The organism is Kangiella sp. (assembly GCF_014762745.1).
Classification (GTDB): domain Bacteria; phylum Pseudomonadota; class Gammaproteobacteria; order Enterobacterales; family Kangiellaceae; genus Kangiella.
Genome location: NZ_JABURJ010000052.1, coordinates 52,679 through 70,401, shown reverse-complemented (window position 1 = coordinate 70,401; position 17,723 = coordinate 52,679). Strand labels below are relative to the sequence as shown.

The following is a 17,723-nucleotide window of genomic DNA, read 5'->3' as shown; positions in this document are numbered from 1 at the left end:
TGGAATTTGGTATGAAACCGACAACAACAATGAAACTGGTCACTCTTGCAGTTCTCTCACTGAGTGGCTTTACCACACAAGCTAATACCGATCTTCTGGACGTATACCAGGACGCGCTCAAAAATGATCCGCAATACAAAATTAGCGAAGCAAACCTGAAAGCAACCGAACAGGGCGTCCGCATCAATCGCTCTAACCTGTTACCTCAAATCAGCGCAACAGCAACCAAAGGTAGAAGTGATAACGATTCTTCAGGTCAGGGTCTCGATGGCAGTCCTTCCGATCCTTTCAGCAATGAAGTTGACTCAACTACTTATCGAGTTCAACTAAGCCAATCGTTGTTTGACTGGAGTCGCTGGGTTGCACTGGAGCAGGCTGAACTACGCGTTCGTGCAGCAGAACTAAACCACGCTGCCAGTTTGCAGGATTTAATGACTCGTACAGCTCAAGCCTACTTTCAGACTTTGAGCCGCAAAGAAGTTCTGGAAGCGACGCGTTCCGAAAAAGAAGCACTACAAAAACAACTGGACTTAACGCGTGAACAATTTGAGTCGGGACTATCGACAGCAACAGACTTTCTTGATGCTCAGGCCAATTTTGACCAGGCGCAGGTCAGCGAACTCGTAGCAGAGAATGAGTACAACAATGCCATTGAAAGTTTGCGTGAAATAACCGGCCAGTATTATGCTGAGTTAGAAGCCGCCGGCAATGAAATGACTCTAACACCTCCGAGCCCCGCCAATATTGATGACTGGATGCGCGCAGCTCGTGAAGCTAACCTGAATTTAAAAGCAAAACAGTTTGAAGTTCGCGCAGCACGAGAAGAAGTTAAACGCAATCGCAGTGGCCACTATCCCACAGCAGATCTCAGTGTCAGTTACTCCGATCAGGAAACAGAAACTGACCGCTACTTTCCCATTCAGAATATCGACCAAAATACCCTGAATATGCAAGATGGTTATCAGGCTGGAATTACGGTAACCATTCCATTGTTCTCAGGCTTTAGAACCTCTGCCCAGACTGAGCAGGCCAAACAGAATTATTTACGAACTACGCATGAACTTGATCAAAGCGATAGGCTGGTGCAAAAGAACACCCGCATGGCTTACACCAACCTGCAAACGGCGATCAAATCATTCGAAGCCAATAAACGTGCCTATGAATCAAGCATCAACTCATTGGAATCAACCCAGGAAGGCTATCAGGCAGGTACGCGAAACATTGTAGATGTGTTGATTGCCACTCGTGGCGCATATTCTGCTCAACGCAATATGATCCGAGCCAAGTATGACTATCTGATCAGTAGCTTGCAGCTTAAAGCAGCAACAGGCACCTTAACTGAAGAAGATATTCAGTCCGTTAACAAACTACTGGAAGATTTTTAGTAAATGATAGAAACGTCAGCGTTATTAACTCGTTAAAGATAACCTTCGATAACGCTGACAGTTTTATCCAAAGCACCACGATTAGCCTCAATGACCTGCAATGCCTTTTGACCCATACCAGATGCTTTAGAAGTATTTTGCATCAGTTCAACGACCAACTCGGCGAGTTCTTCCTCATCATTCACCATTTGCGCACCACCGGCATCAATCAAATCACAAAAGATTTCATTAAAGTTGAAGATATGAGGACCTGTTATTACCGGCTTAGCCAATACAGCTGGCTCAATAGGATTGTGGCCACCAATTTCAGCGAAGCTACCGCCAATCCAGGTAATATTCGATATATTAAAGGCTTTCATCATCTCACCCATGGTATCACCGAGTAATACCTGAGCTTCCTGTTTCCAACCAGATGGTTGTGAGCGTCGAGCCATCCTAAAGCCTGACTCCTCCACCAGACGAGCCACTGATTCAAAACGTTCAGGATGGCGCGGAACCAGAATCAAACGTGCATCCGGCACTTGATTACAGATCAACTGGTGTGCTTTTAAGATCAACTCATCCTCACCTTTGTGAGTGCTGGCCGCTATCCATACAGCTTCATCTATCCAGTCAGGATAGTATTCATGATCCGTAAACTGCGGGATATCCATATCAAATTTGATATTGCCCGTTACCACAGACTTATCGCGATTTAAACCAATCCTTTGAAACCGCTCCGCATCATGCTCATTAACCGATAAAACTTTAACAAAGGCATCCATCATTTCATCAGCAAGTGAAAACACTTTCTCATACTTTTGTGCTGAACGCTCTGACAAACGTCCATTCGCCAAAATCACCGGTATTTGCTGTTCTTTTAAATGATGCAACCAGTTTGGCCACAACTCTGTTTCCATAATGACCAATAGTTTTGGTTTGGCACGACGAATGAAACGTTTAATAGTTCCGGGGAGATCACAAGGAGAATAATGATGAGTAACTTTATCACCCAGACCATTAAAAATCTGACGAGCCCCAGTGGGGGTTGTCGTAGTAACGATAATATTTAAATCAGGATATTTGGCCAATAACCGCTTTATGATAGCAATAGCAGCATTTGACTCACCCATCGATACTGCATGAAACCAAATACTCTCTTTGGTTTCTTTACGAACAATTCCAAAGCGTTCTCTTAAAGGTTCACGGTACTGCGGTGGCTTAAAACTTTTATAAACCCAACGCACACACAGCAGCGGCGCAGCTAAAATATACAACAGTGTATAAAGGTAACGTAACAACTAATTGTCTTCCTTATTGACTCGGACTTTATGCTTTATTTTTTTGTGCTCTTTGCTTGCGCACTTCTTTCGGATCAGCAATTAAAGGACGATAAATTTCTATTCTGTCGCCATCATGCAAAGTATCTGACAGTTTAGCAAGCTTACTGAAAACACCGACCTTGTTTTCTGATAAATCAATTTCAGGATACAGCTCTAAAATGCCGGACTGCCTAATGATATTTTCAATAGTCGCAGAAGCTTCAACCTCAAGCGAAAGCAAAGTCTGCTTATCAGGCAACGCATAGCAAACTTCAACCCTTATTTTGCCTTGATTGCTCATTATGTGTACACCTCTCGCGCCCGTTTTGAGAAGGCATCCACAAATGATTCGGCCATTTGGTTAAATACTGCGCCAAAAGCAAGATTAGTAAGTGGGTTGGAAAACTCAAACTTAACTAACAGCTCAATTTTACAGGCAGACTCACCTAGCTCCTCAAATGTCCACTGACCAGTCAGGTGCTTAAAAGGGCCTGTCACCAGCTCCATGGCAATATTGTTATAAGGTTTATTAGTATTTCGAGTAGTGAATTCTTTAGCAAAACCACCCTTCGCTACGGACAAGGTTGCGGTGACAGTATCGTCGGTTCTTTCCAGAACCTTGGCATCATTACAACCAGGCAGAAACTCAGGGTATTTCTCGATATCATCCACCAAATCAAACATTTGTTTTGCCGAAAAGGGTAAAAGCGCTTGTCGCCGAATGGTTTTCATTCAAAAGCTAATAAATCAGGTTTAAAAGTGCGGCAATTGTAACATTGCACAAGCCCCAAATACCAACTATTGAGCAATAGCACTCAGACGCCTATAATTGCGGTCTAACTTTGCAATAATCCCACACAGGATCTACCTTGGTTAAAAAGAAGGGTAAGCCATCCGGCAATACCATAGCGCTTAATAAGCGCGCACGTCATGATTACTTTATAGAAGATACTTTTGAGGCCGGTCTAGTATTACAGGGCTGGGAAGTGAAAAGCATACGTGCAGGCAAAGTCAACCTGGCCGAGAGTTATGTGCTACTCAAAGACGGTGAAGCGTTTCTATTCGGCTGCCATATCACACCCTTGATCTCCGCTTCTACTCATGTAGTAGCAGATCCAACCCGCACACGAAAATTACTGTTACATAACCGTGAACTGGCCCAACTGTTTCGTGGCGTTGAACAGCAGGGTTATACCGTCGTTGCTCTGGCCATGTATTGGAAAAGTCATCGAGTTAAACTTGAAATCGGTCTGGCTAAAGGCAAAAAAATGCACGACAAGCGCGCAACCGAAAAGGAACGCGAGTGGAACAAAGCCAAAGAACGCATCATGAAGCGTCATTAGGAAACCCTATCCACCCCAGCTGATTTAAGGTATAACAACGGGATATATGACAAGTGTGGCTTAGTCCACATTGTCATAAAAGACGGTTTGATAATATTAACCGATATTTTTTATAGCATATTGATTTTAAAGACTTATATTGCTGGCTTTACCGTTCCTTATTAAGGTTAAGTCACCATGGAATAAAAGGTAACTCTCTTGAAACGTTACACTACAATTTTTCTGGCACTGACTTTAAGCGGCTGCTCTTTCATCGAAGATCGAAGTGCAGAACAGGTTGAAATCGTTGATATCAGCGATGGCTCTCGCACCTACACTTCTGGTAAATCAGTACAATCTGACACCATCCAATACACGGTTCGCTCAGGCGACACCCTTGGTTCCATAGCTAAGAAGATGCTCGGCAATGCGCAGAGATACCTTGAAATTGCCGAACTGAATAACATTGAACCGCAGGCTCCTATATATGTCGGCCAGCAACTCAAATTACCAAGCAAGGGCTTGATTCTTGTTAAACCCAGAAGCTCACAGCAGACTGTAGCGAAAACAGAGCAAGCTACTCAAAGTGAAGAACAACCCACCACTGAAATGGACAATCTGCTTTCTGAGCAACGCTATTATGAAGCCATAGAGTACGCTCGAGCGCAGGAAAACCTTGCTGACAATAACGAACTTCAGGAAAAACTGATTATTGCGGCTCAAAATCAGGTAAGACAAATGCGTCGAGAAGGCCTTACTGGAGAAGCTGAAGGGCTGTTACAGGTTTTAATTGACGATGGCCGCCTGTCTGAATCCAGTCAGCAAATATTGTTATCCAATCTGGCTGCACTCAATGTCGAACAGGATCTGGCAGAAGCAAAGCAATTGGCCGATGATGAGAAGTTCGATGAGTCCTACAATATTTTATTGAGCGCCTGGCAGGTTTCAGGTACTGAACTTGAATCTAACGCTCTCTTCACGGGTACTCGTAATAAAGTTAGTGAGCATTACCATCAAAAAGCGCTACGCCTCTATCGCAATCAGAAGCTAGACGAGTCGCTTATGTATTGGGATCGTATTCTAGCCATTAATCCATCCGATGATTTGGCGCTGGTCTACAAAGACAGAGTTAAGTCGCTTAAAGAAAAGTTGGAGTCACTCTAGCAATTGACTTAGCATAACCCTCTGTGTTTAATCACAAAAAAGGCTATCTCTCGATAGCCTTTTTGCTTTGGAAACATATCATAATAATCATTCTTTGCTGGATGACTCTTTTCCTTCACCAGTTTCCGTCTCATCCTGAGAAATGATGAGAGTCTTGTCCATATCTGTAATGGTTTCAAGTAGGCTAGGATCAGGATTAGTGCTTATATACTGCGTTTGTGTCAAGCCAGCCAGCTTCTGAGAAAGGTCATTGACCTCCTGTTGCAATCGCCCCACTTCATCGTGGGTATCCACTTTAAGGATATCCGCCTGACCATGGTTTCTTAGCTCCCGAATAACATGCCGCGTTTCGTTAACTCTTTGGATAAATCGATTTGCCAACCAGTACACCCCTGAAAAAACTGCCAACATAATCAAAAACATCCATATGATCATCGCTAACAGGGATGACTGAGTAGCACTTTTAAGATTGCTGCGGCTGATTGCAATAAAGGCATGCCCAATCTCTTTATCCTGATACTTTATCGGAGAATCAAACAATACCACTTCTTGATCGTAGTCACTCAAATTCGAGTATATTTTGGCATCAAGAGTATTTTGCTGTAGCTTACTGGACTGAGGCAACATAAATGGCTTGTTAATCTGTTCTGGCTGACTGCTACTTTGGACAACCCCCTGGCCGTCTCTTATCGAAAGATGCTGAATCTGTGAGTTGTCAGCAATATCAACGGTAATCGCCTGTAACGCAACATCTTCACCCAGTAGCAGAAGCTCCGCGGTTTCCGAGGAAATAATCTGTACCATGGAATTGCCATAATCAAATACCAGCTGGTTCATCAGCTGATTCTGCTTGTTGTAGACCCAGACCATACCCAGTATCATCACTACCAGTACAACCGCTGATAAACTTATTGCCCAGCGAGCGCGCATCGACACAAAACGAATACCTGCCAAGCCTTCCTTATTCTGTGTCAGCTCTTTGGCCAGCGTTTCGATTTCTTCCAACAACTCATCACTGCTAGTGTAACGGTGATCAGGATTTTTTTGCAGTAGACGGAATATGATGCTCTGCCACATAAACCCCTGCTCAGACACAATATTGACTGGCTGTGGATTCATGTGTAGAACGGCCTGCATCATGGCCGCGTAATTTGGAGCCTGAAAAGGCAACTCGCCTTTGGTAACCTGATAAAGAATCACACCAAGCGAGTAGAGATCCGTCTTAAAATCAACGCCATGTCCAGTGATTTGCTCTGGTGACATATAGGCAGGCGTGCCCATAATTTTGCCTTTGCTTTTGCCGCCCTCATCTTCAAGGAACAAATGCTCGACATGCGCAATACCAAAGTCGGTGATTTTAAAACGTCTTCCGCCATCTAAAACCAGAATATTATCCGGCTTTAAATCGCGGTGAATAACACCATTCTGATGCGCATAATCCAGGGCAAGCGTTAGCTGCTTCGCTAAGTCAGATGCCTGTTCCAGGCTAAATACCCCATTATTCTGCAGATAATCATCCAGGTTCTCGCCTTCCAGCAACTCCATGGCAATAAAAGGTCTTTCTTGCCAGATGCCCACATCATAAATAGTCACAATGCCAGGATGGCCCAGGCGGCCGGCAGCTTTTGCCTCACGCAAAAAAAGCTCGCGATACTCCTCCTTTTCCACCAATTCGTGTTTTAGGAGTTTTATCGCGAGCATGCGACCGATTTCGGGATCTTCAGCCTGATAAACCACAGACATAGCCCCACGGCCGATTTCTTTAATGAGTTTATAGCGCCCTATGCGCAATTCATTTTCTTGAGTCATTGAAAGTTATAGGAATAGCCAGGCAAGAACTCCCAATAGAATCACGGCTGCTACACCTAGTGAACCCACCAGCATCCAGTTCATCTCTTCTTTTTCTTCCTGCGGCTGAGCTTCACTACTATCAACCAAGGTAAACAAAAACTCAGTATGCCCAATTTGAATGCGGTCACCAAAGGACAGAATACGCTCAGAAACCTTTTCACCATTAACAATGGTGCCATTTGAAGACAACAAATTGAGAATTCGCCATTGCCCATCGGAGAAGGTAATCTGGGCATGAGTTGAAGAAGCAGCAGGATCATACAGCGTTACACTGTTACCTTTTCCACGCCCAATGACATTCTTACCGTACTCCAATAAAAACGCCTGACCAGCATGCGGCTTAGTCGTTGCAAGTAAGGCTGGAACCTTAGTTCCATCATCTTCCAACTTTTGAATTTCCTCTTTGATCATCCTTTCCACTTGACTCGAATCGAAGACCAGTGTCCCTTGTGGCCCCGCTTTATCTTCACGAAATTCAGACTTATGCTGTGAAGGATTTTTCTCAGAAGACATACCTACCTCACATTAACCTAGTTTAAGGATTGTTTTGATTTTTGTTATAAACTTCTCTATCGGTGTTTCTTTCTTCTTCGGCTGTGGTTCAGTAACAGGTGATGAAATCAGCAGTAAAGAAATATTATCGCTACCCCCATTCTTACATGCCAATTCTACCAAATACTCAACCTTAGCCTGATTATCACGAGGAAGCTTCAAAGCTGCAATAATTTCTTGCCTCGAAAGCTCCTCATAAAGGCCATCGCTAGCCAATAATAAAGACTCACCATAGCCCCACTCACGATTTAACGAACCAATACTTAAAGGGGTTTCGTTCTCGATACCCAGACATTGCGTGATGACATGACGTTTAGGGTGATTCTTAACCTCGTGTTGCTCCAGTAAACCGGCATTGACCAGCTTTTGAACCAAGGTGTGATCCTCGGTCAACTGAGTTAACTCACCAGTTTCCTGATTCCACAAATAAGCACGGCTATCACCAACCCAGGCAATCTCGTAACTGGAGCCATTGGAATGCACAGCAACCACAGTTGCCCCACGATCTTCCTGCTCATGTTTATTATGGGCCTTGATCACAGAGTGAGCTGAATGAACTGCGCTATGCAGATTAAAGCCTTTTTTGATCGACTTTGATATCTCTTCAACTGCGTACTGACTAGCTTGCTCACCTTGCTTGAGACCACCGACACCATCTGACAACAACCACAACCCCAACTCTGTGGAAGCAAAAACCTTGTCATCATTGTTCTGGCGCGACATCCCCTTATGCGACAGCATGGCAAACTGTATTTTGGACGTTTGTAAACTACTCATTGCCCCTCCTATTATTCCAATGGAGTGTAGCCGTTTGCTCTAAAAATGAATGTTAACCAAGCCACAAAATATCTTGGCCCACCCCCTTGATATTAATGTACTTGGCCCAATAATGCACTATAATGGAAAAGAATCTGGGGACGATTTGGATTCGACGTGGATTACGAACCTCCAGGTGCATGCCGAGATGTCAGCGAATCTCGTAAAATCAAAGCTGAAACTTAATAGTTGCAAACGAAGACAACTACGCTTTAGCCGCTTAAGGCTAACTGTCTACTCTGAGCGTCCTTGGTAGGAGCTAGACAGTCAATACAGGGACTCGCAGGTAACTGTGCTCGGCAGCCAACTGTTAAACTTTCCTCGAGACCGTCTTTGAATGCCTGCCCATCGGCACGTCAAAGATTAAATTAAAGATGGACCTAAGCATGTAGAGCCTCGAGCAGAGGATTCGCGGACGCGGGTTCAATTCCCGCCGTCTCCACCAATATAAAACCTCAACTCACAAGAGTTGGGGTTTTTTATTGGCTATAGATAGTTGGTTTTGGAGCCGCGTAGCGGGTTCAAAAAATTGTCTGGAACAATTTTTGACAGCTTTAGCTGGCCTGAGCGCAGCGAAGGCGAGGCTCAGGGATGAGCCGAGCAATTCCCGCCGTCTTTCGAAATTCTTTTGATGGCTTGTCCTAACGCATGGATGGTGCGAATAATTCCCGCCGTCTTTCGAAATTCTTTTGACAGATTACGGCTACTGCCAGGTCAGCCGTAACCCATCAATCTGCAACTCGAGCTGGAACAATGATTTCTTTAGCTAAGAGAACAATCAAACCTCAACGTCTGACAATTTTTTCAACTGTCTCATCAACTTTATTAATATCACCAACTTCCTGAAACAGGATTCGGCCTTGTTCATCAAGCAGTGTGAATACGTTTGAATGGGCCACTTCATTGTCTTCGCTTTTCTTATAACGAACTCCCAACGCCATGGCCAGGCTTCTGACGTCTTGTTTATCACCGGTCAGCAAGGTCCAACGCTCTGGATTTAACTTTCTTTTCTCTGAAAAATCTTTTAGCACTTGAGGAGTGTCGCTTCCAGGTGTTAATGACACCAACACAAATTCAGTGTTTTCAAGCACATCTTTCGGTAGTTTTTTCTCAATATTCTGCATGGTTGCGACAATGGTTGGACAAGTGTGCATGCAGTGTGTGTATATCAAGCTAACCATTTGACGCTTACCAGCTAATGACTGGATATTAATGGTCTGCTCATCTTGAGTTACCCATTCACTGTTCAAGTGGTAAATGGAATCTTCAGGTAGATTTTTAGCATCGTTATCAGCGACAACTTGCGCGCTTATGACAACCATTAGTGCGGCAAAAATAATCTTTACATATAGGTTCATTTGTCTCTCTCTTACTGATTCAGTTCAGTATCTTGTGCGCACCGAAAACCTAAGTTAGGCAACGCATATTTTGCTTCCAGGCTGCTTCGAAATCCGTAGCGCATAAAAGCTGCATAGTCACCCGGATCTACCGCACCGCTGGCACCACCGGCACAAAACAGTTTGGTATCAATAGTGCTATCACCGCGTGATTCACCAGTGACTAACGCTGAATTAAAATCTTCTGTCCACTCCCAGATCAAGCCATGCATATCATGGACGCCCCAGTAATTGGGTTCATTCTGTCCAACCGCTGCCAGCTGTCTCTGGCTTGGTCTGCTGTACCACATCAATATCTTTTGCTTGTAATCTTTTTCAACGCTACCATCAGCCTGGGTTTCACTGGCAAGTGCGGCCAGTTCCCACTCACCCACTCTTGGCAAACGTTTGCCTTGCGCCTGACAATAGGCATCAGCGGCAAACCAGGAAACATTCGTTACCGGACTATTAGCAAGCTCTTCAGGGTACTTTTCGTCTGACTGCCAATGCTGCAAATATTGCTTCTCCACAAACACCCTGGGTGCCTGTTGTTTAGCCCAGGCAGGATTACTTTTGACGAACTGTTGATACTGGCGATTAGTGACTGGGTACTTGTCCAGGTAAAAGTCTTCCACCGACTGGATAGGACTGTCCTTGCTCATATACAAAGGACGATACTCGCCCCCTTTGACCAGTACCATACCCTTTGGCGATGGTGCAGCTGTGGAGCTTGCCTGTAGCGCAGAGCTACCACTGACTCCGACCAGAGTCAGTGATAGTACTACAAGTTTAAGACGACTGATTTTCATAGTCTTCTCTTTAAGGTTAGTGAGGTTTGTTAGCTCGAACTTCTTTCACTTGTTCAACAGTGATCTCACCGCCCTTGTTGTCCCAACTGTTCAAGAGGTAAGTCACAACATTGGCAATTTGATCATCGGTCAAATCCATTGCAGGCATGACACTGTTGAAAGACTCACCATTGACTTTGATTGGACCTTCGAGACCGTGCACAATGGCTTCGACCGCGCGAATTGGATCGGCATTCAAGTAGTCAGACTTGGCAACTGGTGGGAAAGCACCTGGGATACCCTGGCCATTAGGCTGGTGACAGGCCATGCAGTTAGCGTCATAAACACGTTTACCAAACTTGATTTTTTCATCTTTATTGGCTGCTTTGGCTACTTCCACTTTTTTGTCCACACTTTGCACAGCTGAACCTTCTGGAAGATAAATTCGGTCATCCAGCTTACCTGAATAAATGGTTTTATCTTCTTTACCCTGCACATTGAGCATACCTAGGGCACCTTTGTTAAAGGCACGGAAGATAGAGTGGTCAACTAAAATCAGGTTGCCGGGCACGTCCACTGTGAATTCAACAATGGCAGAGCCGCCAGCAGGGACTAAAGTAGTCTGAATATTTTCATTAATCAGGTTACCGCCTTCGACATACACCTTATCAAAGATTTCTCCTATCACGTGGAAAGAAGAAACAAGGTTTGGACCGCCGTTACCGACATACAAGCGAACGGTTTCGCCAACGTTAGCCTTGAGCGATTTATCGCCAGTTAAGCTACCCACTGCACCGTTAAACACAACATAGTCTGCGTGTTCATTGATGGCCTTTTCCATGTCGAAAGGCTGTAAGCCTGGCTCGCCATATTTACCTTTAGTATAGAAGTCACCCTGCATCACATAGTATTCACGATCCACTTTTGGCAAACCTTCTTTTGGTTCAACCAGAATCAAACCATACATACCATTGGCAATGTGCATACCGACTGGCGCTGTTGCGCAGTGATAAACATAGAGGCCGGGATTTAGCGCCTTAAAGGCAAAAGTTGTTGTGTGGCCTGGAGCAGTGAATGATGAAGTTGCACCACCGCCTGGGCCAGTGACTGCGTGTAAATCAATGTTATGTGGCATCTTTGAAGATGGATGGTTCGAAAGGTGGAACTCGATTTCGTCGCCTTCTTTGACTCGAATAAAACTACCCGGAACCGTACCCCCAAAAGACCAGTAGACGTATTCAACGCCATCCGCCATGGTGCCAACCTTTTCAACAGTCTCAAGCTCAACGACCACTTTGGCGTTGTGCTCACGCTCAATTGCTGGTGGCACTTCGGGTGGAGAAGTAAGAATCGCCTGCTCTTTTGGCAAGTCTTTAGCCATAACGCCATTAACTAAACCAATCGCGGCCACTGCCAATATTGTTTTCTTAAATAGTTTGTGTTTTAACATGAGATGATCTCCTGAGATCGCTTTAACCTATATTAAAAATACTCATTTTTAAGGTTAGTATGAAGCAATATAAAATCGGTAGTTTGATCTGGATCAGTATATTCACCCGAAGGTAAGACAGCAGATTAATTATTATCTCCAGCTATATATACCTTACTGGACATATGTCCCCAAACATATCGTAAGATATTGATTGTTTTAACGAATATAGATGGCTGTTACTGTGAATGACTTCACTTGACGAGACAAAACCCTAAAATATTTAAGGTTTTATCTCGTGAATGCCAGGCATGGAGGGTAACTATAATTAGATTAGTTAAACTTATCAGTTATTAGTAAATAAAAAAAGATATATATTTGATATGACTTAGTCTTATGCGTTTTTATGAGTTGTTGCAGACTGCTACTTTCTGGTTAGCCTGCCCCATTTATTAGCTAGCTCAGGTGCTGGGATCGGCTTACTATAGAGGTAGCCTTGGGCTACATCGCAGCCGAGCGCTTTAAGAAACTCTGCCTGGGACTCTTCTTCAACACCCTCAGCAACAGTTTCCAAGCCCAATGATTTTGCCAGCTGCACAATTGCTTTGCAGATGACTTCGTCACTGGTATCCCGCCCAATATCCTTGATGAAGGAACGATCAATTTTAAGACGGTCGAGTGGTAAGCGTTTAAGGTAGGACATACTGGAATAGCCGGTTCCGAAATCGTCCACTGCCAGCTTCACCCCCATCCGTTTAAACTCCGCCATGGCTGTAGCCGCCTGCTCCGGATCCTGCATAATGGTCGACTCTGTCAGTTCGAGGAAGAGTCGATTTGCGGTCAACCCGGTATCCTGCAAGACTTCTTTAACCTGCTTGGGCAAAAGACCTGTCTCTATCTGCTGCACCGAAATATTGACTGAGATACAATCGACACCAATACCGGCTTTATCCCACTCGATCATTTGACGGCAGGCTTCGCGCAGAACCCATAAGCCAATATCACCAATCAGGCCGGTTTCCTCTGCCAGCGGAATAAACTTATAAGGCGGAATCAATCCCTGAGTTGGATGCTGCCACCTGACCAGAGCTTCAACCCCGACCATACCCACATCTGAAAAACAAACCAGTGGTTGATAATGTAGCACCAGCTCATTACGCTCGACAGCAACTCTCAAGGCACTTTCCAACATGAGGTTTTCATGCATACCTTCCGCCAGTCGATCATTGAAAAACTCAAATCGATTGCGACCTGCTTTTTTCGCTGAATAGCGTGCGATTTCTGCATTTTTGAGTAAGGTATCAGGATCACGACCATCTTCGGGATAAATGGCAATACCGATGCTGGCTGTAATCATCAGCTCATGATCATCGACTCTTAAGGGTGCAGCGAAACGTTTTAGAACTTTGCGAGCAATTTTGGAAACCCTGTTAACATCAATCTGTTCATTAATGACCAGTACAAAGTCATCACCACCAATACGAGCCAGAGTGTCATCTACTTTTAAAATATGTTTTAGCCGTTCCGCAACACGTAAAATAACCGCATCACCCACCTGATAACTAAGCGTTTCATTGATCTTTTTAAAGTGGTCGATATCAATGCTTAAAATTGCAAAGTTTTCATTAAACTGTTTGCTGCGTTCGATAGCTTCTTCAACGCGCTCCTGCAACTTCTGGCGATTGGGTAAATGCGTGAAAGGATCATATTGTGACAGAAAGACCAGCCGATCTTCTTTCTCATATATATCGGTCAGATCACTCCATGAGCCGACAATTTCTACATGACCATCACCGCTATTTGCCAGTAGCTGCAGTTCATCACGGATATAGCGAATCTTGCCTTCTTTATCCAGAATTCGATACTCATAAACCACATGACCTTTTTCAAAGATGCCACCAAACTGCTCTATGGTTTTAGAGCGATCTTCCTCGTACAAAACACTTTTCCACCAATTAATATCGTACAACTCCTCTGGCTCATAACCAAAAAGCCGCTTCAAATTGGCACTAACCCAGACTGGCCTAAAGCCGCCCTCTTCCAGCAGCAGTTGATATAAAACTACCGGGCTGGCTTTTAATAGGTGATTAAAGCGTACATTGGTGCGACTTAAAGCTTTAGTACGCTTCTGAACCTGCCAGCGCAACAAGCCGGTCACGCCAAACATAACCAGTATCATGGCGCCGCCGATAACCAGTATCCACAGCAATAATTTAGGAATGATCGGTTCCTGTATCGGAACCATGGTACTTTTCAGCGCCTCAAAATAGACAGAATCAGGATCGGTACGCCACACTTCTATATGCTTATCAATCGCTCTTAACAAATCGGGGTTTTCGCCTATTGCTGTCACATAATAAAGACTCGCGGGATTAAGCATGATCGGCGTTTCACGTAGCCCAAACTTTGTTCCATGTATATCTGCAAAGTGCACATTGGTAATCACAGCATCAGCTTTACCATTATTAACTGCCTGGAAACCTTCACTGTAGGTATCAACAGGAATAGGCTTAAAACCAACGCCGTAGCCCATCATCATCTTTTGTAAAGCCACTTCCTGTACTGAATCACGTAGAACTGCAATTCGGACACCCTGTAAATCGGGCAGCCCCATGATGTTGATATCCTTGCGCGCCCAGACTTCTGACCAGCTGTGAGTTACGGCAATGGAATGAAAATCAAACTTACGATCCCGCTCATCGGTAATGGCCACATCCGGCATCAGGTCAATAGCCCTGTTCGATAACAGGTTTAAACAATTACTCCATTCGCAATCAACATAGGTTAACTGCCAAGACTCTTCTGCAGCAATGGCCTCAATCAGTTTAATAAAAAGACCGGCGGGCTCTCCCTGCGCATTGCGGTAGATTTTAGGAGAATTTTGATAGAGACCTACTCGAATTTCGCGAGCATTATCAGAACCCTCACCCTGAAAGTTCCAGATCAGAGCGAGCGTTAACAGGGTGACTAAAATAGCGCTAATAGTGACTTTATAAACCATGCTAGTCACCTACATCCTTAGAGTCTTCAACCTCGACTCGATTTCTTCCCTTATCCTTAGCCTGGTACAGCAACTCATCGGCACGGTGTAACCACTTTTTTACTGTGTCGACTTTAGGCTGATACTGAGCCAGCCCAATACTGATGGTAAGTTTTATATTCTTTTTACCAATCGCAATTGGATTTTCCTCAATATACTGACGCAATCTTTCTGCCACCTTAGCCGCCGAAGAAAGGCTGGTCTCGGGCAGTAGTAGAGCAAATTCCTCACCACCAATTCTGGCCAACAAGTCGGAAGGACGCATAATTTCGCTGGTTAATTTCACAAAGTTTTTTAAAACCTTGTCGCCAGCCTGATGCCCATACTCATCATTCACTTCTTTAAAATGATCAAAATCGACCACCATCATGCATAGTTCAGTGCCGTTTCGATAGGCGCGAGACATTTCTTCTTCGGAGCGACTCATAAATTCACGACGATTAGCAACCCCTGTCAGAGAGTCGGTAGCAGCCAGCTCCTCAAGCTTCTGGTTGACTTCTTTTAGCTCAATTAAAGCCTGTTCCGACTTTTTCTTTTCAGCCAGAATTTGATCTAACAATTCGGTCTGCGAGTAGATATTTTTGAATGAACCAGTGGTTAAAAATGCCTGCACCACGCCATAACTAAGCAATAGAAAACCGGCAGCGAAAATAATATGGGCAAACCACCATTGATGATCCCAGACGACTCCAATGGTGAAAGACAGACAGGAAAGCGCGAACCAAATCATTGCCAGCCCATATAACAGCGCCATATAACCGCGTGTTTTTTGGATCAGCATCCATATCACGCTACTAAGGAACATACTGATAGACACATATTCTGCTAATAAGCGCCACCAGTTGAGATCAACCGTGGTCAGATGCGCGGCCCCAAACACTAAGATATTGATAACCAAAAAGAGTATAACTGGAACAGTCAGCCTTTTTTGACCAGCCTTCTCAAGCTCGATAACTTCGCCATACTTCAACATGGCAACCAAAAAACAAAATGACATCACTAATCTTGAGGCTGGGCCATAGAGTGAAAATATCCATACATTGCTCATTGAATAATGAGTCAGGAATCCATGCGGTGCATAAACAATGGTAAAACCCAGAAAACCATAAACCAGCCAGCGTAGAAGCTCTTCCCCTGTCGCTCGATAACAACGCCAGGTGATGTAGCTTAGAAAACCGCTAAAAAGGACAGCAAAGGAGATAACAATGACATGAAAGGTATGGGCAATAAACTTTTTATCAGGAGATATTTCAGATTCTATGTAAAGAATGAACCATAAGGGTAGAAGGGCTAAGAAAATCACTAACAGCCTGTTATACCAGACCGCCATTAATTTTACTGTCGTATTTTTTATCTGCTCACGTTCCAATCGCGTTCCCTTCTACTTTTGGGCTATTTGCAACCATTACATTGAACGTATGTCCTTGCTTTTTTGCCCAGGCGTTTCTGCAAACTGAGACACTGTTAAATACTAGCACTGGGGATAGGTTGCGCAAAGTCATTGTTTTTTATAGCTGTGACGTGTTAAGCATCTCCCAAAATACAACCACTTACAATAACTTTTGTGACTTTTTTAATGGAATCGCTACAATAGGCCACATTCAAAGGCTCATATTCACAGAGCAGATAAAAATACTTTCATAGGAAAATTATGCTTGTTGCCATTCTCGCTGTTATCGCAGGTTTAGCTTTATTGGTCTGGAGCGCAGATAAATTTGTTGATGGAGCAGCTTCAACTGCTCGTCATTTTGGTATGCCTTCGTTGCTTATTGGTATGGTTATTGTCGGCTTTGGCACCTCGGCCCCGGAGATGGTGGTATCGGCACTGGCCGCAGGTCAGGGCAATCCTGGCATAGCCCTTGGTAACGCCTTTGGTTCGAACATTACCAATATTGCACTCATTCTTGGCCTAACCGCCGTGATCAGCCCGATTGCCGTTCACTCTAAAATTCTGCGCAAAGAAATGCCTATCCTTATGCTAGTTACCTTGCTGGTAATTGGCCTATTATGGAATCTCGATATTTCACGAGTAGACGCCATCATCCTGCTAATTGGTTTTGCCGGTTTTATGGGCTGGTCCATCTGGCAAGGCATGCAGAAGAAATCCGACACCTTGGCCAAAGAAGTCGAGCAGGAAGTCAGCCAGCACACAATGCCGCTCAAGACTGCAATATTCTGGCTGGTGCTGGGACTGATTGTGCTAGTGGCCAGTTCGAGAATGCTGGTCTGGGGCGCTGTTGAAATTGCTCAGGCCTTTGGCGTTAGCGATATCATTATCGGCCTGACCATTATTGCAGTCGGTACTTCGCTGCCTGAACTGGCCTCCTCTATTATCGCCATTCGTAAGAATGAGCATGATCTTGCGCTCGGCAATGTTATCGGCTCAAACCTATTTAATACGCTGGCAGTAGTCGGTATCGCTGGTGCCATTCATCCTCTGGCAGTTGAGTCTGAGGTGCTATGGCGTGACGCCATGTTCATGGGCATTCTAACCCTGTCGTTGTTTGTCATTGGTTATGGCTTCAGGGGTGAAGGCCGGATTAATCGATTCGAAGGCGCAATATTGCTAGCTGCCTATGTCGGTTACACCGCCTACCTGATTCGCTCAGTGTTTTTATAAAGTTTACAACTCTTATGTAAAAGAAAAGGGCTCAAACAAGAGCCCTTTTGACATTCAATCAACCATTATTATTGATTTA

Annotated in this window: 15 protein-coding genes and 1 other RNA gene; 5 read left to right on the top strand and 11 right to left on the bottom strand. The window is 44.4% G+C overall.

The window, feature by feature from the left end; all coding sequences use genetic code 11:
* Positions 1-11 precede the first annotated feature (11 nt).
* Entirely contained in the window at positions 12-1,385 is a 1,374-nt protein-coding gene (locus HUJ19_RS03900; protein ID WP_290622361.1) for a TolC family outer membrane protein, read from the top strand.
* 32 nt (positions 1,386-1,417) lie between these two features.
* On the opposite strand, the gene waaA is transcribed toward HUJ19_RS03900, so the two are convergent.
* The 3 genes from waaA to HUJ19_RS03885 are packed head-to-tail and all read right to left on the bottom strand — an operon-like array spanning position 1,418 to position 3,418.
* Positions 1,418-2,665 (bottom strand): lipid IV(A) 3-deoxy-D-manno-octulosonic acid transferase, encoded by a 1,248-nt coding sequence (gene waaA, locus HUJ19_RS03895; protein WP_290622360.1) that lies wholly within the window; start codon positions 2,663-2,665, stop codon positions 1,418-1,420.
* Positions 2,666-2,693: 28 nt separating this feature from the next.
* Positions 2,694-2,987 (bottom strand): RnfH family protein, encoded by a 294-nt coding sequence (locus HUJ19_RS03890; protein WP_290622359.1) that lies wholly within the window; start codon positions 2,985-2,987, stop codon positions 2,694-2,696.
* Positions 2,987-3,418 carry a type II toxin-antitoxin system RatA family toxin gene (locus HUJ19_RS03885; RefSeq protein WP_290622358.1) on the bottom strand — a complete coding sequence of 144 codons (432 nt, stop codon included), beginning with the start codon at positions 3,416-3,418 and terminating at the stop codon, positions 2,987-2,989. The genes HUJ19_RS03890 and HUJ19_RS03885 overlap by 1 nt, the downstream gene beginning before the upstream one ends.
* 137 nt (positions 3,419-3,555) lie before the next feature.
* Here HUJ19_RS03885 and smpB point away from each other — a divergent pair, with 137 nt between their 5' ends.
* Together smpB and HUJ19_RS03875 are read left to right on the top strand one after the other, a co-directional pair.
* Entirely contained in the window at positions 3,556-4,029 is a 474-nt protein-coding gene (gene smpB, locus HUJ19_RS03880; protein WP_290622357.1) for an SsrA-binding protein SmpB, read from the top strand.
* A 198-nt stretch (positions 4,030-4,227) separates the two neighbouring features.
* Entirely contained in the window at positions 4,228-5,172 is a 945-nt protein-coding gene (locus tag HUJ19_RS03875) for a LysM domain-containing protein (protein WP_290622356.1), read from the top strand.
* An 87-nt stretch (positions 5,173-5,259) separates the two neighbouring features.
* Here the strand turns inward: HUJ19_RS03875 and HUJ19_RS03870 are convergent, their stop codons facing one another.
* Genes HUJ19_RS03870 through HUJ19_RS03860 form a run of 3 tightly spaced genes read right to left on the bottom strand, consistent with a single transcriptional unit; the run spans position 5,260 to position 8,352 of the window.
* Positions 5,260-6,981: a serine/threonine-protein kinase gene (locus tag HUJ19_RS03870; RefSeq protein WP_290622355.1), complete on the bottom strand. Its 1,722-nt coding sequence runs from the start codon at positions 6,979-6,981 to the stop codon at positions 5,260-5,262.
* 6 nt (positions 6,982-6,987) lie between these two features.
* Positions 6,988-7,536: an FHA domain-containing protein gene (locus HUJ19_RS03865; RefSeq protein ID WP_290622354.1), complete on the bottom strand. Its 549-nt coding sequence runs from the start codon at positions 7,534-7,536 to the stop codon at positions 6,988-6,990.
* 12 nt (positions 7,537-7,548) lie between these two features.
* The gene (locus HUJ19_RS03860) at positions 7,549-8,352 is read right to left on the bottom strand and encodes a PP2C family serine/threonine-protein phosphatase (protein WP_290622353.1); all 804 of its coding nucleotides are present in this window, start codon (positions 8,350-8,352) and stop codon (positions 7,549-7,551) included.
* Positions 8,353-8,488: 136 nt separating this feature from the next.
* Between HUJ19_RS03860 and ssrA the strand changes: the two genes are divergently transcribed.
* Positions 8,489-8,836: a transfer-messenger RNA gene (gene ssrA / locus HUJ19_RS03855) on the top strand.
* Positions 8,837-9,176: 340 nt separating this feature from the next.
* On the opposite strand, the gene HUJ19_RS03850 is transcribed toward ssrA, so the two are convergent.
* The 5 genes from HUJ19_RS03850 to HUJ19_RS03830 all read right to left on the bottom strand — a co-directional run bounded on the left by HUJ19_RS03850 (position 9,177) and on the right by HUJ19_RS03830 (position 16,393).
* Positions 9,177-9,749 carry an SCO family protein gene (locus HUJ19_RS03850; RefSeq protein WP_290622352.1) on the bottom strand — a complete coding sequence of 191 codons (573 nt, stop codon included), beginning with the start codon at positions 9,747-9,749 and terminating at the stop codon, positions 9,177-9,179.
* Between the two features lie 11 nt (positions 9,750-9,760).
* Entirely contained in the window at positions 9,761-10,576 is an 816-nt protein-coding gene (locus tag HUJ19_RS03845) for a formylglycine-generating enzyme family protein (RefSeq protein WP_290622351.1), read from the bottom strand.
* A 16-nt stretch (positions 10,577-10,592) separates the two neighbouring features.
* The gene (gene nirK, locus HUJ19_RS03840) at positions 10,593-12,005 is read right to left on the bottom strand and encodes a copper-containing nitrite reductase (RefSeq protein ID WP_290622350.1); all 1,413 of its coding nucleotides are present in this window, start codon (positions 12,003-12,005) and stop codon (positions 10,593-10,595) included.
* Positions 12,006-12,408: 403 nt separating this feature from the next.
* Positions 12,409-14,985, bottom strand: coding sequence for an EAL domain-containing protein (locus tag HUJ19_RS03835; protein WP_290622349.1), 2,577 nt, complete (start codon positions 14,983-14,985; stop codon positions 12,409-12,411).
* A 1-nt stretch (position 14,986) separates the two neighbouring features.
* Positions 14,987-16,393 carry a sensor domain-containing diguanylate cyclase gene (locus HUJ19_RS03830; RefSeq protein WP_290622348.1) on the bottom strand — a complete coding sequence of 469 codons (1,407 nt, stop codon included), beginning with the start codon at positions 16,391-16,393 and terminating at the stop codon, positions 14,987-14,989.
* Positions 16,394-16,675: 282 nt separating this feature from the next.
* Here HUJ19_RS03830 and HUJ19_RS03825 point away from each other — a divergent pair, with 282 nt between their 5' ends.
* A complete protein-coding gene (locus HUJ19_RS03825; protein WP_290622347.1) occupies positions 16,676-17,644 on the top strand; it encodes a calcium/sodium antiporter in 969 nt (322 codons plus the stop codon).
* Positions 17,645-17,723 lie beyond the last annotated feature (79 nt).